Origin of the sequence: Variovorax restrictus (assembly GCF_051216715.1) — a bacterium.
Classification (GTDB): Bacteria; Pseudomonadota; Gammaproteobacteria; order Burkholderiales; family Burkholderiaceae_C; genus Variovorax.
This window is the reverse complement of record NZ_JBPJZH010000001.1, coordinates 1,981,053-2,002,042: the sequence shown is the minus strand read 5'-3', so window position 1 is coordinate 2,002,042 and position 20,990 is coordinate 1,981,053. Positions and strand designations below refer to the sequence as shown.

At 67.9% G+C, this 20,990-nt stretch carries 27 protein-coding genes; 15 read left to right on the top strand and 12 right to left on the bottom strand.

The features are described from left to right. Nucleotides 1-168: 168 nt before the first annotated feature. Nucleotides 169-1,110 (top strand): bifunctional helix-turn-helix transcriptional regulator/GNAT family N-acetyltransferase, encoded by a 942-nt coding sequence (locus ACSFA0_RS09475; protein WP_435449939.1) that lies wholly within the window; start codon nt 169-171, stop codon nt 1,108-1,110. A gap of 7 nt (nt 1,111-1,117) precedes the next feature. On the opposite strand, the gene ACSFA0_RS09470 is transcribed toward ACSFA0_RS09475, so the two are convergent. Together ACSFA0_RS09470 and ACSFA0_RS09465 are read right to left on the bottom strand one after the other, a co-directional pair. After that, nucleotides 1,118-1,900, bottom strand: a complete 783-nt coding sequence (locus tag ACSFA0_RS09470; protein ID WP_435449938.1) for a 3-hydroxybutyrate dehydrogenase — start codon at nt 1,898-1,900, stop codon at nt 1,118-1,120. A 104-nt stretch (nt 1,901-2,004) separates the two neighbouring features. Then, nucleotides 2,005-3,204 carry a DUF3734 domain-containing protein gene (locus ACSFA0_RS09465; RefSeq protein ID WP_435449937.1) on the bottom strand — a complete coding sequence of 400 codons (1,200 nt, stop codon included), beginning with the start codon at nt 3,202-3,204 and terminating at the stop codon, nt 2,005-2,007. Nucleotides 3,205-3,252: 48 nt separating this feature from the next. On the opposite strand from ACSFA0_RS09465, the gene ACSFA0_RS09460 reads away from it, so the two are divergent. After that, on the top strand, nt 3,253-3,795 hold the full coding sequence (locus tag ACSFA0_RS09460; RefSeq protein WP_435449936.1) for a DUF924 family protein: 543 nt from the start codon (nt 3,253-3,255) through the stop codon (nt 3,793-3,795). A gap of 26 nt (nt 3,796-3,821) precedes the next feature. Here the strand turns inward: ACSFA0_RS09460 and ACSFA0_RS09455 are convergent, their stop codons facing one another. Continuing rightward, a complete protein-coding gene (locus tag ACSFA0_RS09455) occupies nt 3,822-4,727 on the bottom strand; it encodes a YihY/virulence factor BrkB family protein (protein WP_435449935.1) in 906 nt (301 codons plus the stop codon). 100 nt (nt 4,728-4,827) lie between these two features. On the opposite strand from ACSFA0_RS09455, the gene ACSFA0_RS09450 reads away from it, so the two are divergent. The 4 genes from ACSFA0_RS09450 (at nt 4,828) to ACSFA0_RS09435 (ending at nt 7,286) form a co-directional block, all read left to right on the top strand. Beyond that, entirely contained in the window at nt 4,828-5,442 is a 615-nt protein-coding gene (locus tag ACSFA0_RS09450) for a chromate transporter (RefSeq protein ID WP_435449934.1), read from the top strand. Further along, nucleotides 5,439-6,038 (top strand): chromate transporter, encoded by a 600-nt coding sequence (locus tag ACSFA0_RS09445; protein WP_435449933.1) that lies wholly within the window; start codon nt 5,439-5,441, stop codon nt 6,036-6,038. The genes ACSFA0_RS09450 and ACSFA0_RS09445 overlap by 4 nt, the downstream gene beginning before the upstream one ends. Nucleotides 6,039-6,056: 18 nt before the next feature. After that, entirely contained in the window at nt 6,057-7,013 is a 957-nt protein-coding gene (locus tag ACSFA0_RS09440) for an aldo/keto reductase (protein ID WP_435449932.1), read from the top strand. A 102-nt stretch (nt 7,014-7,115) separates the two neighbouring features. Beyond that, complete coding sequence (locus ACSFA0_RS09435) at nt 7,116-7,286, top strand: hypothetical protein (protein WP_286644986.1); 171 nt, start codon at nt 7,116-7,118, stop codon at nt 7,284-7,286. Between the two features lie 91 nt (nt 7,287-7,377). On the opposite strand, the gene ACSFA0_RS09430 is transcribed toward ACSFA0_RS09435, so the two are convergent. The 3 genes from ACSFA0_RS09430 to ACSFA0_RS09420 form a co-directional block, all read right to left on the bottom strand. Beyond that, complete coding sequence (locus ACSFA0_RS09430) at nt 7,378-7,650, bottom strand: hypothetical protein (protein WP_435449931.1); 273 nt, start codon at nt 7,648-7,650, stop codon at nt 7,378-7,380. Nucleotides 7,651-7,727: 77 nt separating this feature from the next. Next, complete coding sequence (locus tag ACSFA0_RS09425) at nt 7,728-8,240, bottom strand: hypothetical protein (protein ID WP_435449930.1); 513 nt, start codon at nt 8,238-8,240, stop codon at nt 7,728-7,730. Further along, nucleotides 8,230-9,369 (bottom strand): JmjC domain-containing protein, encoded by a 1,140-nt coding sequence (locus ACSFA0_RS09420; RefSeq protein WP_435449929.1) that lies wholly within the window; start codon nt 9,367-9,369, stop codon nt 8,230-8,232. The genes ACSFA0_RS09425 and ACSFA0_RS09420 overlap by 11 nt, the downstream gene beginning before the upstream one ends. Before the next feature lie 14 nt (nt 9,370-9,383). On the opposite strand from ACSFA0_RS09420, the gene ACSFA0_RS09415 reads away from it, so the two are divergent. Then, complete coding sequence (locus ACSFA0_RS09415; RefSeq protein ID WP_435449928.1) at nt 9,384-9,908, top strand: FKBP-type peptidyl-prolyl cis-trans isomerase; 525 nt, start codon at nt 9,384-9,386, stop codon at nt 9,906-9,908. 63 nt (nt 9,909-9,971) lie between these two features. Here ACSFA0_RS09415 and ACSFA0_RS09410 read toward each other — a convergent pair whose 3' ends face one another. From ACSFA0_RS09410 to coaBC, 4 genes are all read right to left on the bottom strand, one after another. Further along, nucleotides 9,972-10,475 (bottom strand): outer membrane lipoprotein, encoded by a 504-nt coding sequence (locus ACSFA0_RS09410; RefSeq protein ID WP_435449927.1) that lies wholly within the window; start codon nt 10,473-10,475, stop codon nt 9,972-9,974. A 175-nt stretch (nt 10,476-10,650) separates the two neighbouring features. Then, complete coding sequence (gene dut, locus ACSFA0_RS09405; protein WP_435449926.1) at nt 10,651-11,097, bottom strand: dUTP diphosphatase; 447 nt, start codon at nt 11,095-11,097, stop codon at nt 10,651-10,653. Nucleotides 11,098-11,101: 4 nt separating this feature from the next. Then, entirely contained in the window at nt 11,102-11,431 is a 330-nt protein-coding gene (locus ACSFA0_RS09400) for a hypothetical protein (RefSeq protein ID WP_435449925.1), read from the bottom strand. Next, nucleotides 11,428-12,660, bottom strand: a complete 1,233-nt coding sequence (gene coaBC, locus ACSFA0_RS09395; RefSeq protein WP_435449924.1) for a bifunctional phosphopantothenoylcysteine decarboxylase/phosphopantothenate--cysteine ligase CoaBC — start codon at nt 12,658-12,660, stop codon at nt 11,428-11,430. The genes ACSFA0_RS09400 and coaBC overlap by 4 nt, the downstream gene beginning before the upstream one ends. A gap of 70 nt (nt 12,661-12,730) precedes the next feature. Between coaBC and ACSFA0_RS09390 the strand changes: the two genes are divergently transcribed. From ACSFA0_RS09390 to ACSFA0_RS09355, 8 genes are read left to right on the top strand one after another with little or no spacing between them, the layout of a single operon-like run. After that, the gene (locus tag ACSFA0_RS09390; protein ID WP_435449923.1) at nt 12,731-14,401 is read left to right on the top strand and encodes a CTP synthase; all 1,671 of its coding nucleotides are present in this window, start codon (nt 12,731-12,733) and stop codon (nt 14,399-14,401) included. Then, nucleotides 14,398-15,255 (top strand): 3-deoxy-8-phosphooctulonate synthase, encoded by an 858-nt coding sequence (gene kdsA, locus ACSFA0_RS09385; protein WP_435449922.1) that lies wholly within the window; start codon nt 14,398-14,400, stop codon nt 15,253-15,255. The genes ACSFA0_RS09390 and kdsA overlap by 4 nt, the downstream gene beginning before the upstream one ends. After that, on the top strand, nt 15,252-15,542 hold the full coding sequence (locus ACSFA0_RS09380; protein WP_435449921.1) for a DUF1330 domain-containing protein: 291 nt from the start codon (nt 15,252-15,254) through the stop codon (nt 15,540-15,542). Before kdsA ends, ACSFA0_RS09380 begins: the two co-directional genes overlap by 4 nt. Nucleotides 15,543-15,570: 28 nt before the next feature. Beyond that, entirely contained in the window at nt 15,571-16,854 is a 1,284-nt protein-coding gene (gene eno, locus ACSFA0_RS09375; RefSeq protein WP_435449920.1) for a phosphopyruvate hydratase, read from the top strand. 27 nt (nt 16,855-16,881) lie between these two features. Beyond that, nucleotides 16,882-17,157: a cell division protein FtsB gene (ftsB, locus tag ACSFA0_RS09370; protein WP_435449919.1), complete on the top strand. Its 276-nt coding sequence runs from the start codon at nt 16,882-16,884 to the stop codon at nt 17,155-17,157. A 10-nt stretch (nt 17,158-17,167) separates the two neighbouring features. Beyond that, nucleotides 17,168-17,785, top strand: coding sequence for a nicotinamide riboside transporter PnuC (gene pnuC / locus ACSFA0_RS09365; protein ID WP_435449918.1), 618 nt, complete (start codon nt 17,168-17,170; stop codon nt 17,783-17,785). Then, nucleotides 17,782-18,444, top strand: a complete 663-nt coding sequence (locus ACSFA0_RS09360) for an AAA family ATPase (RefSeq protein ID WP_435449917.1) — start codon at nt 17,782-17,784, stop codon at nt 18,442-18,444. The genes pnuC and ACSFA0_RS09360 overlap by 4 nt, the downstream gene beginning before the upstream one ends. Nucleotides 18,445-18,456: 12 nt before the next feature. Next, a complete protein-coding gene (locus ACSFA0_RS09355; protein ID WP_435449916.1) occupies nt 18,457-19,413 on the top strand; it encodes a hypothetical protein in 957 nt (318 codons plus the stop codon). Between the two features lie 10 nt (nt 19,414-19,423). Here the strand turns inward: ACSFA0_RS09355 and hslO are convergent, their stop codons facing one another. Together hslO and ACSFA0_RS09345 are read right to left on the bottom strand one after the other, a co-directional pair. Then, nucleotides 19,424-20,422, bottom strand: coding sequence for an Hsp33 family molecular chaperone HslO (gene hslO / locus ACSFA0_RS09350; protein ID WP_435449915.1), 999 nt, complete (start codon nt 20,420-20,422; stop codon nt 19,424-19,426). 17 nt (nt 20,423-20,439) lie between these two features. Then, nucleotides 20,440-20,964, bottom strand: a complete 525-nt coding sequence (locus tag ACSFA0_RS09345; RefSeq protein WP_435449914.1) for a gamma carbonic anhydrase family protein — start codon at nt 20,962-20,964, stop codon at nt 20,440-20,442. Between the last annotated feature and the right edge of the window lie 26 nt (nt 20,965-20,990).

Below are 20,990 nucleotides of genomic sequence, written 5' to 3'. Positions count from 1 at the left end.
GGTCAGTGTGTCAGGCCTGGAAGGCGGCCTGGGCCTTCGGGCCTGCGGAGGGCAACCCGCGATTGTAGGTGGCCGGGTCGCTTCTGTCGCCCCTCGCCAGAGTGACCCACGCCGCGTCAGGTCTTGATTTAGTTGACTCAGTCAAGTTGTTGCAGCCAGAATCGGCCGATGTCCGCTGCCGCCCTCCCCGCCCCCGTAGCGCCCGAAGCAGTCAAGGCCGTCCGCCGCTTCAACCGCTTCTTCACACGCCGCATCGGCGTGCTCGACCCGTACCTGGGCAGCGAGCTCTCCCTGACCGACGTGCGCGTGCTGTACGAACTCGCCCACCGGCCCGGCGTCGTGGCGCGCGACCTGATGCAGGACCTGGGGCTGGATGCCGGCTACCTCAGCCGCATCCTCAAGCGCTTCGAAGCTGCCGGCTGGCTGGCGCGCACGCCGAGCCCGGACGACGGACGGCAAAACCTGCTGAGCTTGACCGCCACCGGCCATGCCTTCTTCGCGCCGCTGCAGCAGACGTCACGCGACGAGGCCGCCGCCCTGCTGCAGCCGCTGAGCGCCGCGCAGCGTGCGCAGCTCGTTGGTGCCATGGCGCGCGTGGAAGCCTTGCTGGAAGGCACGACGCCATCGAGGGGCGAGGTGGTGCTGCGCGACCCCGTGCCGGGCGATATGGGGTGGGTGGTGCAGCAGCACGCCGAGGTCTATGCGCGCGAGTACGGCTGGAACAGCGACTTCGAAGCCCTGGTCGCCGGCATCGCAGCAGACTTCGTCCGCAAGTTCCAGCCCGAATGGGAGAAGTGCTGGATCGCCGAACTCGACGGCGAACGCGTGGGGGCGGTGTTCGTCGTGCGGCAGTCGCGCACCATCGCCCGCCTTCGCATGCTGATCCTGTCGCCGCAGGCGCGCGGCCTGGGCCTGGGCGCGCGGCTGACCGACGAATGCATCGCCTTCGCGCGCGCCAGGGGCTACCGGAAGATGGTGCTGTGGACCAACAGCTGCCTCACGGCAGCGCGCGCGATCTACACGAAGCGCGGCTTCCGCCTGACGAAGTCAGAGCCCTACGAAGGCTTCGGCCAGCAGCTCGTCGGCGAGACCTGGGAGTTGCGGCTGTAGCGCAGATCTATTCCATGCTCCAGCCATGGCTGACGATCAGCGACTGGCCGGTCAGGGCATTGGTCGGGAAGGCCGCGAACAGCAGCGCCACGCGCGCCACGTCGTCGGTCGTGGTGAACTCGCCGTCGACCGTGTCCTTGAGCATCACGTTCTTGACGACCTGCTCCTCAGTGATGCCCAGCGTCTTGGCCTGCTCCGGGATCTGCTTCTCGACCAGCGGCGTGCGCACGAAGCCGGGGCAGATGACGTTGGAGCGAACGCCGTACTTGGCGCCCTCCTTGGCCACGGTCTTCGACAGGCCGATGAGCCCGTGCTTGGCCGTCACGTACGGCGCCTTCAGCACCGACGCTTCCTTGGAGTGCACCGAGCCCATGTAGATCACGCTGCCGCCACGGCCTTGCGCGTACATGTGCTTGAGGCAGGCCTTGGTCGTGAGGAAGGCGCCGTCGAGGTGGATGGCGAGCATCTTCTTCCAGTCGGCGAAGCTGAATTCCTCCACTGGGTGCACGATCTGGATGCCGGCGTTGCTGACCAGGATGTCGATGCCGCCGAAGGCCTTGACGGCCTCTTCGACGGCCGCGTCGACCTGCTCTTCGCTGGTCACGTCGACCGCCACGCCAATGGCCTGCGCGCCCTTGCCCTGGAGCTCCGCGGCCGTCGCGTCTGCCGCCGCCTTGTTCAGGTCGGCGATGACGACCTTCGCGCCCTCCTGCGCGAACAGCAGCGCGATCTCCTTGCCGATGCCGCTGGCCGAACCAGTGATGAAAGCGACCTTGTCCTTGAGTTGCATGGAATGTCCTTGTGACAGTGAAAAATGAAGGGTGATGTGTGCACGCCGTGCGGTGCGTCGAGGGCGCAAGCCTACGCAGCCAGCCTTTGGCGAAGCTGACCGATTCAGCGGCCCTGGCGCACGGCCGGCAGCTGCAACGGGCGCCGCACGCGGTGCGCGTTGGGCTCGGTCAGGTCGAAGGTGGTGACGCCGTTGACCTGTGACGCCGCCTGCAGCAGTTCCGGATGGTCCAGCGTGTTGCGGATGTCGCGCAGGCCGGACTCCCAGTGATCTTCCATCGACGCGCGCGAGAACTCGTAGTCCTTCGATTCCAGCTCGTGGTGCTTGTCGCGGTAGATCAGATGCACGATCTCGATCGGCTGGTGCGTCAGCTCGGCACAGATGGCCGCCACCGCCGGGTCCTTGCGCAGCCGTTCAGGCATCTTGTCCATCAGGTCGGCGATGGCCTGCTGCAGGTTCATGTTCGAGGCCATCGCATCGGTGTTCATGCGGGTGCGGCTGGAGTAGGTGATGTCCTTCTGCCGCTCCATCGCTTCGGCCAGGGTGCGCGGCATGTCGCCGTGCGCGCTGAACAGGTCCACCTGCAGCACCATCAGCGGCTCGTCGCGCGGATGGGTGTCGAGCACGTACTGCAGCGGCGTGTTCGACACGATGCCGCCGTCCCAGTAGTCCTCGCCCTCGATGTGCACCGGCGCGAAACCCGGGGGCAGCGCACCGCTGGCCATGATGTGCTCGGGCCCGATGCGCTGCCGTGAGTTGTCGAAGTAGACCGAGTTGCCGCTGCGCACATTCACCGCGCCCACGCTGAAACGGATGCCGCCGTCGTTGATGCGATCGAAGTCGACCAGCCGCTCGAGCGTGGCCTGCAGCGGTGCCGTGTCGTAGTAGCTGAGCACCGGCGCGGCGCCACCCAGCATCAGTGCAGGATTGCGTCGCGGCTCGAAGAAGCCCGGGATGCCGAACAGTGTGGCCGCACTGGCGCTCCAGTGGTTGCGCCAGGTGCGCTCGCCGGCCCAACTCGGAAGACGCTGTGCCGGCCCCGAAGAGACGAGGTGCCAGAACTCCCTGAGCCGCTCGACCCGCTTCTCCGGCGGATTGCCGGCGATGAGCGCCGCGTTGACCGCGCCGATCGACACGCCCGCCACCCAGTCGAGCTGCTTGTGCTTTTCGGTGACGCCGGCATACACACCCGCCTGGTAGGCGCCGAGGGCGCCGCCGCCCTGCAGCACCAGCGCGCGCTGCGCCTTCGTGATGTCCATGCGCGGGGCCGATCGGCGGGTCTTGGGGCGGGAAGTCGACGTCATGACCGCCATTGGACACCAACCAACGCGCCGATGGCATCATCCCGCCGGATGACCGACCTCCCCACCCCTGAAGACATCGTCCGCTTCTGGCGCGACGCCGGCCCGCAACGCTGGTTCAAGAAGGACGCGGCCTTCGACGCCGAATTCAAGGCCCGCTTCGAGGCGGCGCACCACGCCGCGGCGACCGGCGCGCTCGACGGCTGGACCGCCAGTGCCGAAGGGGCGCTCGCCCTGCTGGTCCTGCTCGACCAGTTGCCGCGCAACGCCTGGCGGGGCAGCGGCCACATGTTCGCGACCGATGGCAAGGCCCTGGCGGTGGCGCGGGGCGCCATCGAGGCCGGCTTCGACCAGCAGGTGGACGCAACGCTGCGCGCTTTCGTCTACATGCCCTTCATGCACTCGGAGTCGCTGGCCGACCAGGAGCGTTGCGTGGCGCTGTGCGCCGACCTGCCCGACAACCTGCGCTTCGCCATCCTCCACCGCGACATCGTCCAGCGCTTCGGTCGCTTTCCGCACCGCAACGCCGCGCTCGGGCGCACCACGACACCGGAAGAACAGCGTTTTCTCGATGAAGGCGGCTTCGCGGGTTGACAGATGGCGCGCGGGCGCGCCAGCACTCAACGCAACGGCGTGGGCTGGTGCGGAACCGGCACCGGCTCCTGGGGCTGTGGCTTGCCGCGCAGCGAACCGAATTTTTGGGCGTAGACCCAGGTGAACTCCGCCCCCAGCAAGAAGATCTGTGCCGAGTAGTAGACCCACACCAGCACCACGACGAGCGACCCCGCCGCTCCGTAGCCTGACGCCACGCTGCTCTTGCCGATGTACAGGCCGATCAAATGTTTGCCGACGGTGAAGAGCAACGCCGTCACACCGGCGCCCACCCACACGTCGCGCCATTCGACCTTCACACGCGGCATCAGCTTGTAGATCATCGCGAAGATCACGGTGACCATGCCGAAGCTGACCACGAAGTTCACCCCTTGCGCCAGCACCTCCCAACCGCCGAAGACCGGCGCCCACCACTTGCCCAGCGCGGCGATGGCGGCGCTCGCGACCAGCGACACGATCAGCAGAAAGCCGATGCCCATGATCATGCTGAAAGACAGCAGGCGCACGCGCAGCAGCCCGAAGACGCCGCCGCCGGTGTCGCGTGCCGGCGCCCGCCAGATGCGGTCCATGGCGTCCTGCAACTCGCCGAAGACCGTGGTGGCGCCCACCACCAGCAGCACGAGCCCGACGAGCGTGGCGATCAGGCCTTCACGCGGTTTGTTGACGGCCTCGAGCATGCCCTGCACCGCCAGCGCGCCCTGCGCGCCCATCATTCCCGAGAGCTGCGCGAAGATCTCGCCGCGCGCAGCCTCCTCGCCGAACACCAGGCCGGCGACCGAGATCACGATGAGCAGCAGCGGCGCCACGGAGAACACCGTGTAGTACGCCAGCGCAGCGCCCATGCTGGGCGCGTAGTCGTTCTTCCATGAAAGGAAGGCCTGCTTGGAAAGATCGACGAGGTCACGCAATGGCATGCCCCGAGTGTGGCAGCGGGCGCAGCGCCGACCTGTCGGCGCAGGGCCCGTGCAGCAGACGGCCGCACGGCTCTGCCGGGCCGACCATAATCGGTCGCCTATGCAGCCGATCGCCCCCGGCGCCGCCCCTCCCGCGGCCGCCGACCGCCCCCGCCCCCAGTCGCCGCGCGACCTCTTCTTCTCCTTCACCTGGCTGGCCCTGCAGGGCTTCGGCGGCGTGCTCGCCATCGTCCAGCGCGATCTGGTCGAGAAGAAAAAGTGGCTGACACCCGATGAGTTCCTCGAAGACTGGGCCGTGGCCCAGGTGCTGCCGGGGCCCAACGTGGTCAACCTGTCGGTGATGATCGGCGACCGCTACTTCGGCCCGCGCGGCGCGGCGGCTGCGCTGGCGGGCATGCTCACCGTGCCGCTGTTTGTGATCCTCACGCTGGCCGTGCTGTACGCGCACTACGCCGACAACCCCCAGGTCGCAGGCGCGCTGCGCGGCATGGGCGCGGTGGCGGCCGGGCTCATCGCCGCCACGGGCATCAAGCTGATTCCGGCCCTGCGCCGGCTGCCGCTCGGGCTCGGGCTGTCACTGGCGATCGTCGCGGCGGTCTTCACCGCCATCGCGGGGCTGCGCATCCCGCTGGGCTGGGTGCTGATCGTGGTGGGCGGCGCGGCCTGCGTCGAAACCTGGCGGCGCCTGCGGCCCGGGAAAGTGCCGGCCGAATGACCATCGTGATGCATTGGCACGACTGGGTTGCGCTGTTCGCGCAGTACCTGATGCTGTCGCTGCTCTCGGTCAGCGGCGCGATCACCACCGTGCCCGACATGCACCGCTACCTGGTCGACCGGCACCACTGGCTGACCGAGGCGCAGTTCACCTCTTCGGTCGCCATCGCGCAGGCGGCGCCCGGCCCGAACGTGCTCTTCGTCGGGCTGATGGGATGGAACGTCGGGCTCAACGCCGGCGGCGGCATCGGGGCCGGCCCGCAGGCGTGGCTGCTGGGCCTCCTGGGCCTGGCGCTGACGATGCTCGGCATCCTTCTGCCGAGCACCACCCTCACCTACTTCGCCACGCGCTGGGGCCACCGCAACCGCGAACGGCGCGAGGTGCGGGCCTTCAAGCAGGGCATGGCACCGGTCGTCGTCGGCCTGCTGATCGCCACCGGCTGGGTGCTGGCGGCCGGCAACGTCGCCACCGATGTGCCGGCCTGGCGCCTCTGGTTGCTGAGCGGCACCGCCGCCTTCATCGTCTGGCGCACCCGCGTGCACCTGCTCTGGCTGCTGGGCGCGGGCGCAGCGCTGGGCGCCTTGGGACTGGTCTGAACTTCAACAGGAGAACCCATGCAACTTCGCGAACTCGGCCGCTCCGGCCTTCAGGTCTCCCCGCTGGCCTTCGGCGGCAATGTCTTCGGATGGACGGTCGACGAGGCCCTGTCCTTCCGCTTGCTCGATGCCTGGCTCGACGCGGGCTTCAACTTCGTGGACACGGCGGATGTGTACTCCCGCTGGGTGCCCGGCCACACCGGCGGCGAGTCGGAAGCCATCATGGGCAAGTGGTTGCGCCAGAGCGGCAAGCGCAACCGCGTCGTGCTCGCGACCAAGGTCGGCAAGCCGATGGGCGACGGCAAGGTCGGCCTGTCGGCCGCCTACATCCGCGAGGCGGTCGATGCGTCGCTGACACGGCTCAAGACCGACCACATCGATCTCTACCAGTCGCACGACGACGATGCCGACACGCCGCTCGAAGAAACGATGGAAGCCTTCGCCGCGCTCATCAAGGCGGGCAAGGTGCGCGCGATCGGCGCGTCGAATTTCACCGCGCCGCGCCTGGCCGAGGCGCTGGACGTGTCCGAGCGTCTCGGCCTGCCGCGCTACGAGAGCCTGCAGCCGCTCTACAACCTGTACGACCGCGCGGTGTTCGAGGAGGTCCTCGCGCCGCTGTGCCTGGCGCGCGGCGTGGGCGTGATCAACTTCTACGCGCTGGCCGCGGGCTTCCTGACCGGCAAGTACCGCAGCGAGGCCGATGCCAACAAGAGCGCGCGCGGCGCCAACACGACCAAGAAGTACCTGAACGCACGCGGCCTGCGCATCCTCGCGGCGCTCGATGCGGTGGCGGCCACGCACGGCGCGACGCCCGCGCAGGTGGCCATCGCGTGGCAGATCGCGCAGCCGGCGGTGACCGCGCCGATCGCGAGCGCCACGTCGACCGCGCAACTCGACGAGCTGGTGAAGGCGGCGACGCTGAAGCTCGACGCTGCGACCCTGGCGTCGCTGACCGAGGCCAGCCGAGAAGGCTGAACGGTAGGCTCGCTCCGACACGGTTTGGCGCCACCGGCGCCTGCCGGCGCGACGCCGCAGAGGCCATAGTTCGACCACTCAAAAAACCAGGAGTGAGAAACCATGTCCTTCGCGCTTTACATGATCGGCTTTGTGATCTTTCTCGCCGGCCTTGCCTGGGGGGCTTCGGTCGCCGGCGTGCCGACGCTCTACATCGGCATCGGTGCGCTCGTCCTGCTGGGCATCGGCATCTTCAGCGGGGTCGGTCGCACGCGCGGCAAGGACCCGTCCTGACCTGCGGCCTGCGGCGCTGAACGCGCCATGAAATGAAAAAGCCCGCCCGGATGAATCCGGGCGGGCTTTCTTCTGCGCGTGACCCGCGTGCTTACTTCGGCGCCGACGCCGCGTTGCGCGCGGCCCCGGTGGCGGCGTTGGCCGCATCCAGTGCCGACGACGAGGACGACGAAGGGGCGGCGGCCGGGTCCGACGAAGCCGGTGCCATCGGCGACGCAGCCGGCGTTTCGGCGGGTGCTGCGGGTGCCGGCGACACCGCTGCTGGCGGCGGGGTCACGACGGCCGGTGCCGGTTCCTCTTTCTTGCCACAGGCAGCCAGGGCGGCTGCGGCGATGACAGTGGCGAGCAGGACGGATTTGTTCATGGCGTCTCCTTGAATGAATGCATGAACAAAAATTCTAGGACCGCATTCCTGCATCAAAACGTGAGCGCGGCCTCGGCTTACAGGCCCAGTGTCGTCGCCGGAAACGCGCGCCGCGCATGGCGCAGGCACTCGTCGATGCGTTCGCGCAAGGCGCGTCGGCTGTCGGCCTGATGGCTGCACACACCGCGACTGCGTTCCGGGTCGATGCGGTGCAGCGACCAGGTCGGCGTGAGGATCAGGCTCGGCACCGCCGGCGCGCCCGCACCGCTGCAGGCGCGCGCATCGACCACGTGACTCCACAGCCGGCGCCATTCGACGAAGCGCGCATGCGCGCGATCGAAGACCTGGAAGTTCTCGGCCAGCAGCAGGAGGCTGCGCCCGCTCGCTGCCCAGGCCTGCAGGGCCGCGATGCTGCTGCGCTCGCCCAGCGGCCAGTCGGCGAAGCCGGGGTCGCTGAAGACGATTTCGCGCCAGCCTTGCGCTGCTGCTGCATCGAAGGCGCTGCGCAGGTGCGCATCGAAGGCCACGCGGCCATCGAAGGCGCCGTCGGGCAAGGCGGGCGCATCGACGGGCTTCCTATCAGTCGGCATGGGCCCACCCGGCCTCGCACCAGTCGCTGAGCAAGGCAATCGCGTCGTCGCTGGCACGCGCCAGGTCGCGCGCATCGAGGGCGCGCTGGTCAGCCAGGCGGCGCATCAGCGTCGCATCGCGCCCACCGGCGCGGAAGCTCTCGCCGTTGATGTACAGATGGCGCGTGTCGTAGAGCATGCGGGTGCGGCGGTCGAGCCGCACGCCCTGCAACGTGTCGGGCGCCTCGCCCGCGTCGAACCACACGTTGGACTTGGGCTCGGTCATCGATTCGCCCAGCGCGCGGTCGATCGCGTCGGGGTCGCGCAGCACCGCCTCGACGGCTTGCCGCGCGAAAGCCTGCAACGCGGTCGGCATGGCAGCCGGTTGTTCGACCGCCGTCTGGCTGGGGTCGCGGTAGTGCATCGACGGCCGGCCTGCGGCATCTTGCAGGGCATCGGCCTGCGCCTCGGCCATGCGCGCCAGCAAGTCGGCGCCCAGCGGTGCGGCGGCCGGGGCGCGCAGGCCGATCGAATACGTCATGCAATCGCCGCCGACCGCGACGCCGTCGTGCGCATAGCGCGGCGGCAGGTACAGCATGTCGCCGGCCTCGAGCACGAAGCTTTCTTCGGGCTCGAACTGCGCGAGGACCTTGAGCGGCACGTCGGGCTGCAGGCGCAGGTCGCGCTGCCGGCCGATCGACCAGCGGCGGCGCCCGCTCGCCTGTAGCAGAAACACGTCGTAACTGTCGAAGTGCGGGCCGACGCCGCCGGTGTCGCTGGCGTAGCTGATCATCAGGTCGTCCAGCCGTGCATCGGGCAGGAAGCGGAACTCGCGCATCAGCGCATGGGCCCCTGCGTGATGCAGGTCGACGCCCTGCACCAGCAGCGTCCAGCCGGGCTGCTTCAGCGAGGGCACGGCACGCCGCGCGAAGGGGCCATGCTTGAGCGACCAACCCTTCGGGCTGTGCCGGATCAGCCGCGACTCGACGTCTTCCTGCGCGGCGAGCTCGAACAGCGTGCTGCGCGGCACCGGCGGCACCATCTGGGGCACGGCCTGGCGCACCAGCAGCGGCTTCTTCTGCCAATGGCGGCGCATGAATTGCGCCGCCGTGAGTCCGCCCAGGAGCGTGAGAGGGGAATGAATGTCCATGGGAGAATTCTGCAATGGAAATTTCTGAACAATGCGTGGTCGGCCTGACCTGGACGCTCAAAGACACCCTGGGCGACGTGCTCGACGTACTGGATGAACCGGTCGAGTTCCTTGTCGGTGGCGACGATCTTTTCGACGCGATCGAAGCCGTGCTGCAGGGCCACGAACCCGGTGCGCGGGTGCAGGTGCAGCTCGAACCCGAACAGGCCTTCGGCGACTTCAACGACCAGCTGCTCTTCCTCGAACCGCGCACCCTCTTCCCCGAAGGCACCGAGGAAGGCATGACCTTCGACGGCGCTGCGCTGCCCGAGGGCGTGAACCCGGACATGCCCAAGGACGTGATCTACACGGTCGCCGAGATCTACCCCGACCACCTCGTGCTGGACGGCAACCACCCGCTCGCGGGCATCGCGCTGCGCCTGGACATGACCGTGCGCTCCGTGCGCGAGGCGACCGAAGAAGAGATCGGCCGCGGCTCCTGCGGCGTCGGCTTCTTCAAGCTGGCGTCCGCCATGCCGGGCAGCGACACGCTCCATTGAGCCGGCACGGCCGTCCCAACAGAAAGCCCCGCGATGCGGGGCTTTCTTGCTTCGGGGGGTGGGTCAATACCTTGAGATTTGCCCGCCGTTGATGACGACCCGGTCGCCGACCCGCAGGTCGCCGGGCGTCGGCACGTCGAAGGCCCGGTAGCCGCCGCGCTCCGTCTGCACCGAGATGCGGTAGCTCTCGTAGGCACGCGGCGCGTTGTTGTTGGCTTCGATGTTGTTGCCCAGCAGTGCGCCGCCGACAAGGCCCAGTGCCGTCATCGCAGCGCGGCCGCCACCGTGGCCGAACTGGTTGCCCACCACGCCACCGATTAAGCCGCCAGCCACCGCACCACCCCCACTGGGTGCAGCGCCACGCGTCTCACTGCGAATCACCTCGATGTTGGCGACCTGGCCGTATTCGGCGTACGGGTCCTGCTGCGTCGCGTAAGCCGGCTGCGCCCGCGGATGGTAGGGATAGCGCGCGGTCTCGTAGACCGGCTGAGGCGCCACGCAGGCGGTGAGGGTCGCCAGGGCGACGATGCCCGCTGTGAGCGAAAGGATGCGAAGTTGCTTCTTCATGTGTCTGTACTCCACGAAACCTGTTGAGCGGGAAGCACCCGGCTTCCCTTAACGCACCAAGCGTTGATGCGATGACCGCCGGTCGTGCGTGCGAATCATGGAAAGTTCGAGGAGATCGCCTTGTAGGGAGTTCCCGGCTTTGCACCAGGGAAACATTCGCACGGCGGCCAGCGAATCAGCTGCGACCGGTCGACCCGTAACCGCCCTCGCCGCGGGCGCTGGGGGGGAAGTCGGTGACGACATGAAACTGCGCCTGCACCACCGGCACGATGACCAATTGCGCCAGCCGCTCCATCGGCTGCAGCACGAAGGCCGTGTCGCTGCGGTTCCAGGCGCTGACCTTGAGCTCGCCCTGGTAGTCGCTGTCGATCAGCCCGACCAGGTTGCCCAGCACGATGCCGTGCTTGTGACCCAGCCCCGAGCGCGGAAGGATCAGCGCCGCGTAGGCCGGGTCGGCCAGGTGGATGGCGATGCCCGTGCCCACCAGTTGCCAGGCGTTCGGTTCGAGCGTGATCGGCGCGTCGAGGCAGGCGCGCAGATCGAGGCCGGCGCTGCCGGGGGTGGCGTAGGTGGGGAGCTGGTCCGCCATGCGCGGATCGAGGATGCGGACGTCGACTTTCACGGGATCACTTGCCTTGCTTTCGTTGTTTCTCGGCGGCCTGACGGGCCAGATCTTCCAGCCATGCGCGCCAGGTCGGGGTGCCCGGTGGCAGGAAGTGCCGACGGACTTGATCGGCGAGCCAGCGACCGGCGGTCGGGCGCGCCTGCACTGCGCCGGGTGGCGGTGGCACGCCCTGTCGCGGCTCGCGGGTCGGCGCCATGCCCATGTCCAGGCCATGGTCGCCATCGGCTTCGGCCTGGTGTCGCGCCACGGCCGACCGGGTGGACAGTTGCTCGACGAGACGGGCGAAATCGCCGTCGGGCGGGGTGTTCCACTGCGCGTCGTGCGGGTTCATGCGGGCCTCGTGGTGGGGGTCAGCAGGCGTGCAGCGATCTCGGCGACCAGCTCGCGCGCCAGCTGCAGCTTGGGTGCGCGGGGCAGTTCGCGCACGCCGTCGGCATCGACGAGCAGCAGGCTGTTGTCGTCCTGCCCGAAGGTCAGCGGGCCGATGTTGCCCACCAGCAGCGGAATGCCCTTGCGCGCACGCTTGGCCTTGGCGTGCTCCACGAGGTTTTCGCTCTCGGCCGCGAAGCCGACGCAGAAGAGTTCGCCGCTGCGCCCGCGCGCGCTTTGCGCGATCGTCGCGAGGATGTCCGGGTTCTCGACGAAATGCAGCACCGGCGGCTGGCCGCTGCCGTCCTTCTTGATCTTCTGGTCGCTGTGCGAGGCCGGCCGCCAGTCGGCCACCGCCGCCGTGGCGACGAAGACCGACGCGCTGCGGGCTTCGCGCTCGGCCGCGTCGCGCATCTCCAGCGCGGACATCACGTCGATGCGGCGCACGCCGCGCGGCGTGGCCAGATGCACCGGGCCGGCGATCAGCGTGACCTCGGCGCCGGCCTCGCGCGCGGCGCGGGCGATGGAAAAGCCCATCTTGCCGGACGAATGGTTGGTGATGCCGCGGATGGGGTCCAGCGCCTCGAAAGTCGGGCCGGCCGTGACCAGCACCTGGCGGCCCGCCAGCAGCTTGGGCTGGAAAAAGGCCGTGATGTCCTCGAGCAGCTGTGCCGGTTCGAGCATGCGCCCGTCGCCGGTCTCGCCGCAGGCCTGCCAGCCACTGCCCACGCCCAGCATCGTGGCGCCGTCGGCGGCCACCTGCCGCAGGTTGCGCTGGGTCGCGGGGTGCGCCCACATCTCGCGGTTCATGGCCGGGGCGATGAGCAGCGGCACCCGGTCCATCGGGCGGGCCAGGCACATCAGGCTCAGCAGCTCGTCGCTGCGCCCCTCGGCCAGCCGCGCAATGAAGTCCGCGCTGCACGGCGCCAGCACGATCGCATCGGCCTCGCGGCTGAGGTTGATGTGCGGCATGTTGTTGTCCTCGCGGGGGTCCCATTGCGAGGTGTAGACCCGGCGGCCGGACAGCGCCTGCATGGTGACGGGCGTCATGAACTGCGTCGCCGCCTCGGTCATGACCACCTGCACCATCGCGCCGGCCTTCACGAAGAGCCGGCACAGCTCGGCGGCCTTGTAGCAGGCGACGCCGCCCGTGAGTCCGAGGACGATGTGTTTGCCGGAGAGGTCTTGCATGGGGCAAGTTTAAGTGGCCCGCCTATAATCCCAATTTCCCACTGACCGGACTTCAAAGTCTGGAAATGGCATGACCAAATTCGTCTTCGTCACCGGCGGTGTGGTGTCTTCCCTGGGCAAGGGAATCGCCTCCGCCTCGCTCGCCGCCATCCTCGAATCGCGCGGCCTCAAAGTCACCCTCATCAAGCTGGATCCGTACATCAACGTCGATCCCGGCACGATGTCGCCGTTCCAGCACGGCGAGGTGTTCGTCACCGACGACGGCGCCGAGACCGACCTCGACCTCGGCCACTACGAGCGCTTCATCAACACGCGGATGCGCAAGGCCAACAACTTCACGACCGGCCAGATCTACAAGTCGGTGCTCGAGAAGGAACGTCGCGGCGACTACCTCGGCAAGACGGTGCAGGTGATTCCGCACATCACCAACGAGATCCAGGAATACATCAAGCGCGGCGCCGGCATCGGCACGGCACATGAAGTCGACGTGGCGATCGTCGAGATCGGCGGCACGGTCGGCGACATCGAGTCGCTGCCCTTCCTCGAAGCGGTGCGCCAGATGAGCCTGCGCAACGGACCCAACAACTCGGCCTTCGTGCACCTGTCGTACGTGCCGTGGATCGCCGCGGCCGGCGAACTCAAGACCAAGCCGACCCAGCACACCGCCAAGGAGCTGCGCGCCATCGGCATTCAGGCCGACGTGCTGCTGTGCCGTGCCGACCGGCCCATCCCCGACGACGAACGCGCCAAGATCTCGCTGTTCTCGAACGTGCCCGAATGGGGCGTCATCAGCATGTGGGACGTCGACACCATCTACAAGGTGCCGCGCATGCTGCACGAGCAGGGCCTCGACGGCCTGATCTGCGACAAGCTGCGCATCAACACGCCGCCGGCCAAGCTGCAGCGCTGGGACGACCTGGTGTACGAGGTCGAGCATCCGCAGAAGGAAGTGACCATCGCCATGGTCGGCAAGTATGTCGACCTGTCGGACAGCTACAAATCGCTGAACGAGGCGCTGCGCCATGCCGGCATGAAGAACCATGCGCGCGTGAAGATCGACTACATCGATTCGGAAACCATCACGCCGCAAGACGTCTCGCGCCTGTCGAAGTACGACGGCGTGCTGGTGCCCGGCGGCTTCGGCCAGCGCGGCGTCGAAGGCAAGATCTCCGCCGCCAGGTTCGCCCGCGAGACGCTGGTGCCCTATCTGGGCATCTGCCTGGGCATGCAGGTCGCGACCATCGAGTACGCCCGCAACGTGGCGGGCCTGAAGAACGCCAACAGCACCGAGTTCGACCCGGCCACGCCGACCCCCGTGATCGCACTGATCACCGAGTGGAAGGACACCGACGGCAGCATCAAGACGCGCGACGAGAAGTCCGATCTGGGCGGCACCATGCGCCTGGGCGCACAGAGCTCCGACGTGACCCCGGGCACGCTGGCGCACAGCATCTACGGCGACGTGGTGACCGAGCGCCACCGCCACCGCTACGAAGCGAACGTCAACTACCTCGACGAGCTGCGCCGCGCCGGCCTAGTGATCTCGGCGCTGACGCAGCGCGAGCACCTCACCGAAATCGTCGAGCTGCCGCAGGATGTGCACCCGTGGTTCATGGGCGTGCAGTTCCACCCCGAATTCAAGTCCACGCCGTGGAGTGGTCATCCGTTGTTCAATGCATTCATCAAGGCGGCGCTGGATCACCAGGGCGCCGACAAGAAAGCACTGAAGGTCGTTGCATGAAACTCTGCGGATTCGACATCGGCCTGCACCAGCCCTTCTTCCTCATCGCCGGCCCCTGCGTGATCGAGTCGGAACAGCTGCAGATGGACACGGCCGGCACGCTGAAGGACATCACTTCGGCGCTGGGCATCCCCTTCATCTTCAAGAGCAGCTTCGACAAGGCCAACCGCTCGTCGGGCACCACCTTCCGCGGCCCCGGCCGCGACAAGGGCCTGGAGATCCTGGCGAAGGTCAGGCGCGAGCTGGGCGTGCCGGTGCTGACCGACGTCCACACGAACGAAGACATCACCGAGGCCGCCAAGGTGGTCGACGTGCTGCAGACGCCCGCCTTCCTGTGCCGCCAGACCGACTTCATCCGCGCCGTGGCGCAGTCGGGCAAGCCGGTGAACATCAAGAAGGGGCAGTTTCTCGCGCCGCACGACATGAAGAACGTGATCGACAAGGCGCGCGCGGCCGCGAAAGAAGCCGGCCTCGACGAAGACAGCTTCATGGCCTGCGAGCGCGGTGCGAGCTTCGGCTACAACAACCTCGTCTCCGACATGCGCTCGCTGGCGATCATGCGCGAGACCCAGGCGCCGGTGGTGTTCGACGCGACGCACTCGGTGCAGCTGCCGGGCGGCCAGGGCACGAGCTCCGGGGGCCAGCGCGAGATGGTGCCGGTGCTGTCGCGCGCCGCGGTCGCGGTCGGCGTGGCAGGCCTCTTCATGGAGACGCACCCCGACCCGTCGAAAGCCATGAGCGACGGGCCCAACGCCGTGCCGCTCAAACACATGAAGGCACTGCTCGAGACGCTCGTCGCGCTCGACCAGGTCACCAAGAAAAACGCTTTTCTCGAGGACATCTTTCAGTCATGACCAGTGCCTACATCATCGCCAACGTCGAAGTCACCAACCCGACGCAGTACGAGGAATACAAGAAGTGGTCGACCGCGGCCATGCAGGCGCATGGCGCCGAAGTGTGCGTGCGCGGCGGCAAGGTCGAAGTGCTGGAGGGCGACTGGGCGCCGCAGCGGCTGGTGATCCTCAAGTTCCCCACCGTCGAAGCCGCCAAGGCCTTCGACAGTTCGCCCGAGTACGGCAAGGCGCGCGCGGCGCGTCAAGGCGCCGCGGTCATGCGCATGATCGTGGTCGAAGGCGTGTAAGAGTTTTTGTTTTAAGGAAAGAGACGCAATGAGTGCAATCGTTGACATCGTCGGGCGCGAGATTCTCGACAGCCGCGGCAACCCCACCGTCGAATGCGACGTGCTGCTGGAAAGCGGCACTATGGGCCGTGCGGCCGTGCCTTCGGGCGCGTCGACCGGTTCGCGCGAAGCCATCGAGCTGCGCGACGGCGACAAGGGCCGCTACCTCGGCAAGGGCGTGCTGAAAGCCGTCGAGAACATCAACACCGAGATCTCCGAATCGGTGCTGGGCCTCGACGCCAGCGAGCAGGCCTTCCTGGACCGCACGATGATCGACCTCGACGGCACCGACAACAAGGGCCGCCTGGGCGCCAACGCCATGCTGGCCGTGTCGATGGCCGTCGCCCGCGCCGCGGCTGAAGAGTCGGGCCTGCCGCTGTACCGCTACTTTGGCGGCATGGGCGGCATGCAGCTGCCGGTGCCGATGATGAACGTCATCAACGGCGGCGCGCACGCCAACAACAGCCTGGACCTGCAGGAATTCATGATCATCCCCGTGGGCGCCAAGAGCTTCCGCGAATCGGTGCGCTACGGTGCCGAGGTGTTCCATGCCCTGAAGAAGATCCTGGGTGACCGCGGCATCAGCACGGCGGTCGGCGACGAAGGCGGCTTCGCGCCCAGCGTCGAGAGCCATGAAGCAGCGATCCAGTTGATCCTCGAGGCGATCGACAAGGCGGGTTACGTGGCCGGCGAGCAGATCGCCCTGGGCCTGGACTGCGCGGCCAGCGAGTTCTACAAGGACGGCAAGTACGTGCTGGCCGGCGAGAACCTCTCGCTGTCGGCCGAAAGCTGGACCGACATGCTCGCGACCTGGGTCGACAAGTACCCGATCATCAGCATCGAAGACGGCATGCACGAAGGCGACTGGGACGGCTGGAAGCACCTGACGGAGCGCCTGGGCAAGCGCGTGCAATTGGTGGGCGACGACCTGTTCGTCACGAACACCAAGATCCTGCAGGAAGGCATCGACAAGGGCATCGCCAACTCGATCCTGATCAAGATCAACCAGATCGGCACGCTGACCGAAACCTTCGCTGCCATCGAGATGGCCAAGCGCGCCGGCTACACCGCCGTGATCTCGCACCGCTCGGGCGAGACCGAAGATTCGACCATCGCCGACATCGCCGTGGGCACCAACGCCGGCCAGATCAAGACCGGCTCGCTGTCGCGCTCGGACCGCATCGCGAAGTACAACCAGCTGCTGCGCATCGAGGAAGACCTCGGCGACATCGCCAGCTACCCCGGTCGCGGCGCGTTCTACAACCTGCGCTGACCCTTCGCTGACTCTAGGTTTCGAGGCATGCGCTCGCGCGTCGTTCCCATCGTCCTGGCCCTGCTGCTGCTGATCCTTCAGTGGCAGCTGTGGACGGGGCGCGGGAGCGTGCCCGAGGTGTCCACGCTCGAAGACAAGTTGAGCGCTCAGAAAGAGTCGAACGCCCGCGCCTCGCTCGCCAACGACCGGCTCGCCTCCGAGGTCAACGACCTGAAGGAAGGCCTGGAGATGGTCGAGGAACGTGCCCGGCAGGAGCTGGGCATGGTCAAGCCGGACGAGGTCTTCGTCCAGATCACCCGCTGAGCGGGCCACGATGCCCGAGTTCTTCTCGGCGCCGGCCTTCGTGCTGTGGGGCGCCCCGACCAGCTGGCTCGAAGTGATCGCCGCGTCGCTGGCGCTCGCCATGGTCGGCTGCAACATGCGCGAGATCCACTGGGGTTGGCCACTCGCCATCGTCAGCTCGTTGCTGTACTTCTTCGTTTTCTTCGAGGCGCGCATCTATGGCGATGCCTCGCTGCAAATCTTCTTCGCCGTTGTCGCCGTCTGGGGCTGGTTCCAGTGGCTGCGCGGACGCCGCGGGGATGGTGCGCCGCTGCGTGTGGCGCGACTGTCGCCACGCGGCATGGCCTTCACGCTGCTGGCCTGCGCCGTCGCCTGGCCGACCGTCGCCCTCTTCCTGCAACGCTTCACCGACACCGACGTCCCGTGGTGGGACGGCTTCGCCACCGGCCTCAGCTTGGTCGGCCAGTTCCTGCTCGGGCGCAAGTTCATCGAGAACTGGGGGGTCTGGCTCGCCGTGAACATGGTGAGCATCGGCCTGTTCATCCACAAGGGGCTGTGGCTCACCGTCGGGCTGTATGCCGTGTTCGCCGTGCTGAGCGCGGCCGGCTACCTCGCCTGGCGTCGGCGGTTGGCGCTTTCGGCCGCATGACGCCCTCGCTTGCCTGCGGAACCGTGATCGCGGTGGTCGGTGCCGAGAGCACCGGCAAGACCGAGCTCGCGTCCGCCCTGGCCGAACGGCTGACGCAGCGCGGCATCGCCGCGACGCTGGTGCCCGAGGTGCTGCGCGAATGGTGCGAACGCGAAAGCCGCACACCCCGCCCCGACGAGCAGGCCGCCATCGCCGACGAACAGACGCGCCGCATCGCCGAGGCCGCGGGCCGCGGCGTGGTGGTGGCCGACACGACGGCGTTGATGACGGCCGTGTACAGCGACATGCTGTTCGACGACCCTGCGCTCTACGCTGCGGCGTTGGCTGCACAGGCCGGCTACACGATGACGCTGCTGACCGCGCTCGACCTGCCTTGGGTGGCCGACGGCTTGCAGCGCGACGGGCCGCATGTGCGCGAGCCGGTCGACGCACTGGTGCGTGCCGCGCTGGCACGCGCGGGCGTCGCGTACGCGGTGGTGCACGGCCGCGGCCCCGAGCGCCTTGCCAGCGCGTGGACCGCATTGAATCTTGCCAGCGGCGCCGAGCCGCCAGCGTCGATCATACCGGCCGGTGCCGCCTGGAACTGGACCTGCGAGAAATGCTCCGACCCGGTGTGCGAGCACCGGCTGTTCACCGACTTGCTGTCGCGGCGCGGTTGAGGGCTCACGGGCATGGTCCGTGGTCGTGCCCTCTTCCTGCTGACGCTCGTCGTCGCCATGTCCGAAGGCATCGCGGCGCCGCCCTCGGTCACGGTCAGCAACCACAGCCGACCCACCACCTGCGCCGAAGAAGACAACGTCTCGCTGCACCTGCAGGCGCCGCGCATCACACGCTTGCGTGTCGAGGCGCTGCCGCCGCCCTACCTCGACCAGGTCGATCGCGACATCACCACCCCCGACTTCTCGGGCTGCAACTTCGACGGCCGCACGCATCCGACCGACCCGGCCTACCACTTTCGCGAGCGCCGGGTCGTGCTGCACGACGGCCCGCGATGGCGCATCGTCGGGCTCACGCTGCCGACCTTTTGGCGCCCGCATCAGGTGCCGGTGAGCCTCGGCCAGCGCACGGTGCGCGGCCTCCATCTGCTGCAGGTGTTCGCAAAGACGCCTGATGTGCCACGGCCGCGCGAGGTGCTGGTGCTCTACCCGGCCGATGGCTACTGGCGCCTCAAGCCAGTCCCCGAGCCACGCTTCGGCGACGGGGTCTACGGCTCATCTTTTCTGCTGGGGCCAGTGGTGGACGAGGGTCGCCCGGTGGTGAACATCGCATCGATCCGCATCGAGACGCGGCCTCTGGTTCTGAAGCTGCGCTTCGATGCCGGGCAGGCGCGCGTCGCGGTGGCAGAAGCCAGCCGGGCCCGCACGGCGCTGGACGTGTCGCTCGCTCCCGCCACGCAGAGCGGTGTGCCGTTCGCCGCACTGCGCTCGATGCATGTCGCACCCGACAACGCGGACGTGAGCGAGATCACTTGGCGAGAGGCAGCGGACACCCCGCCCATGGCGCGTCCGCTCGACGCAGTGCGCCGCATCGAAGCGACCGACGTCCGCTTCGGCCGCAGCATCCCATCGCGTCACAACACCAGCGCGCCCGACATCCGCTTCTATGACTTCGAAGCGGCCGGACGTTGAGCGCCATGCGCTATTGGACGGTCGGTGTCCCCGGCAACTGGTCGCCGGGGGGACGGAAGATCTGCGCCGCGTCGACCGCGTCGAAGCGGTACTGCTTGCCGCAGAAGTCGCAGCCGACCTCGATGTCGCCGCGCTCCGCGAGGATGCTCTCGGCCTCTTCCACGCCCAGGCCACGGATCATCTGCGCCACGCGCTCGCGCCCGCAGGTGCAGGCGAAGTGCGGGCCGAGCATGCCCTTCTGCGGCTCGAAGCGCAGCAGCTTCTCTTCCCAGAACAGGCGGCGCAGGATGGTCTCGATGTCGAGCGTCAGCAGTTCCTCGCGCGTGAGCGTCGACGCCAGGATCGAGATGCGGTTGTAGTCCTCGTTGCGGCCGATCTCGTCTTCGTTGGCGGGGTTGCGGTCACCGGCGGCCGTGCCTTCGAGATTGCCTTCGCCCTTCACTGGCAGGCGCTGGATCAACAGGCCCGCCGCGACCTGGTCGTCGGCCGCCAGCACCAGCGTGGTGTCGAGCTGTTCGCTCTGCAGCATGTAGTGCTGCAGCACGTCGCTGAGCTTGTCGAGCTTCTCGCCGTCGTCGCCGAACAGCGGCACCACGCCCTGGTAGGGCTGCTGGCCGGGGACGCGGCCCTTGGGGTCCAGCGTGATGGCGCAGCGGCCCTTGTTGTTGACGTTGACCATGTCGGGCAGGCGTGCATCCGCGGGCAGCTCGCCCACCACGCTGGCCGTGGCGCGCAGGCTCAGGTCGGGCTTGACCTCGGCCACTGCTACCTTGACCGGGCCGTCGCCGAAGATCTGCAGGATGAGCGAGCCATTGAACTTGATGTTCGACTGCATCAACGTGGCCGCCGCGGTCATCTCGCCCAGCAGCTCGGCCACCGGAGGCGGGTAGGCGCCGGTCGTGGTGTTCGCTGCGCGCCGGGCCAGGATCTCCTGCCAGGCATCGGTCAGGCGCACGATCATGCCGCGCACCGGCATGCCGTCGAACAGGAATTTGTGCAGCTCGCTCAAAACAATCCTTCGCTCCCTCAGGAGATTTTCTTGAGGCCCTTCGCGAAGCGACGGCCGTTCTCTACATAGTGTTCTGCGCTGGCGCGCAGCTTGGCGACGGCGGCATCGTCCAGCGTGCGCACCACCTTGGCCGGCGATCCGATGATGAGGGCGTTGTCCGGAAACTCCTTGCCCTCGGTCACCACGCTGCCGGCGCCAACGATCGAGTTGCGGCCGATCTTGGCGTTATTCAAGACCACCGCCTGGATGCCGATCAGCGAGTTGTCGCCGATGGTGCAGCCATGCAGCATGACCTGGTGGCCGATCGTCACGTTCTCGCCGATGGTCAGCGGCGAGCCCACGTCGGCATGCAGCACCGACAGGTCCTGCACGTTGCTGTTTCGGCCGATAGTGAGCGGCTCGGTGTCGCCGCGTAGCACGGCGCCGAACCAGACGCTGACGTTCTCGCCAAGCACCACCGAGCCCATCACCTGCGCGCTGTCGGCGACCCAGGTGCCGTCTGCCAGTTGCGGCGCCACGCCATCGAGTTCGTACAAGGCCATCGTGTGTCTCCGTGGGTCGAAAACTA

Bases quoted from the DNA above. Each gene is read 5' to 3' on its own strand.
- ACSFA0_RS09475 (WP_435449939.1), top strand. From the start codon at position 169: ATGTCCGCTGCCGCCCTCCCCGCCCCCGTAGCGCCCGAAGCAGTCAAG.
- pnuC (WP_435449918.1), top strand. From the start codon at position 17,168: ATGCCCGAGTTCTTCTCGGCGCCGGCCTTCGTGCTGTGGGGCGCCCCG.
- ftsB (WP_435449919.1), top strand. From the start codon at position 16,882: ATGCGCTCGCGCGTCGTTCCCATCGTCCTGGCCCTGCTGCTGCTGATC.
- ACSFA0_RS09455 (WP_435449935.1), bottom strand. From the start codon at position 4,727: ATGCCATTGCGTGACCTCGTCGATCTTTCCAAGCAGGCCTTCCTTTCA.
- ACSFA0_RS09390 (WP_435449923.1), top strand. From the start codon at position 12,731: ATGACCAAATTCGTCTTCGTCACCGGCGGTGTGGTGTCTTCCCTGGGC.
- ACSFA0_RS09470 (WP_435449938.1), bottom strand. From the start codon at position 1,900: ATGCAACTCAAGGACAAGGTCGCTTTCATCACTGGTTCGGCCAGCGGC.
- ACSFA0_RS09425 (WP_435449930.1), bottom strand. From the start codon at position 8,240: ATGCCGACTGATAGGAAGCCCGTCGATGCGCCCGCCTTGCCCGACGGC.
- ACSFA0_RS09465 (WP_435449937.1), bottom strand. From the start codon at position 3,204: ATGACGTCGACTTCCCGCCCCAAGACCCGCCGATCGGCCCCGCGCATG.
- ACSFA0_RS09345 (WP_435449914.1), bottom strand. From the start codon at position 20,964: ATGGCCTTGTACGAACTCGATGGCGTGGCGCCGCAACTGGCAGACGGC.
- ACSFA0_RS09445 (WP_435449933.1), top strand. From the start codon at position 5,439: ATGACCATCGTGATGCATTGGCACGACTGGGTTGCGCTGTTCGCGCAG.
- ACSFA0_RS09420 (WP_435449929.1), bottom strand. From the start codon at position 9,369: ATGGACATTCATTCCCCTCTCACGCTCCTGGGCGGACTCACGGCGGCG.
- coaBC (WP_435449924.1), bottom strand. From the start codon at position 12,660: ATGCAAGACCTCTCCGGCAAACACATCGTCCTCGGACTCACGGGCGGC.
- ACSFA0_RS09440 (WP_435449932.1), top strand. From the start codon at position 6,057: ATGCAACTTCGCGAACTCGGCCGCTCCGGCCTTCAGGTCTCCCCGCTG.
- ACSFA0_RS09355 (WP_435449916.1), top strand. From the start codon at position 18,457: ATGGTCCGTGGTCGTGCCCTCTTCCTGCTGACGCTCGTCGTCGCCATG.
- ACSFA0_RS09410 (WP_435449927.1), bottom strand. From the start codon at position 10,475: ATGAAGAAGCAACTTCGCATCCTTTCGCTCACAGCGGGCATCGTCGCC.
- ACSFA0_RS09360 (WP_435449917.1), top strand. From the start codon at position 17,782: ATGACGCCCTCGCTTGCCTGCGGAACCGTGATCGCGGTGGTCGGTGCC.
- ACSFA0_RS09400 (WP_435449925.1), bottom strand. From the start codon at position 11,431: ATGAACCCGCACGACGCGCAGTGGAACACCCCGCCCGACGGCGATTTC.
- ACSFA0_RS09430 (WP_435449931.1), bottom strand. From the start codon at position 7,650: ATGAACAAATCCGTCCTGCTCGCCACTGTCATCGCCGCAGCCGCCCTG.
- ACSFA0_RS09435 (WP_286644986.1), top strand. From the start codon at position 7,116: ATGTCCTTCGCGCTTTACATGATCGGCTTTGTGATCTTTCTCGCCGGC.
- ACSFA0_RS09450 (WP_435449934.1), top strand. From the start codon at position 4,828: ATGCAGCCGATCGCCCCCGGCGCCGCCCCTCCCGCGGCCGCCGACCGC.
- kdsA (WP_435449922.1), top strand. From the start codon at position 14,398: ATGAAACTCTGCGGATTCGACATCGGCCTGCACCAGCCCTTCTTCCTC.
- eno (WP_435449920.1), top strand. From the start codon at position 15,571: ATGAGTGCAATCGTTGACATCGTCGGGCGCGAGATTCTCGACAGCCGC.
- ACSFA0_RS09380 (WP_435449921.1), top strand. From the start codon at position 15,252: ATGACCAGTGCCTACATCATCGCCAACGTCGAAGTCACCAACCCGACG.
- ACSFA0_RS09415 (WP_435449928.1), top strand. From the start codon at position 9,384: ATGGAAATTTCTGAACAATGCGTGGTCGGCCTGACCTGGACGCTCAAA.
- ACSFA0_RS09460 (WP_435449936.1), top strand. From the start codon at position 3,253: ATGACCGACCTCCCCACCCCTGAAGACATCGTCCGCTTCTGGCGCGAC.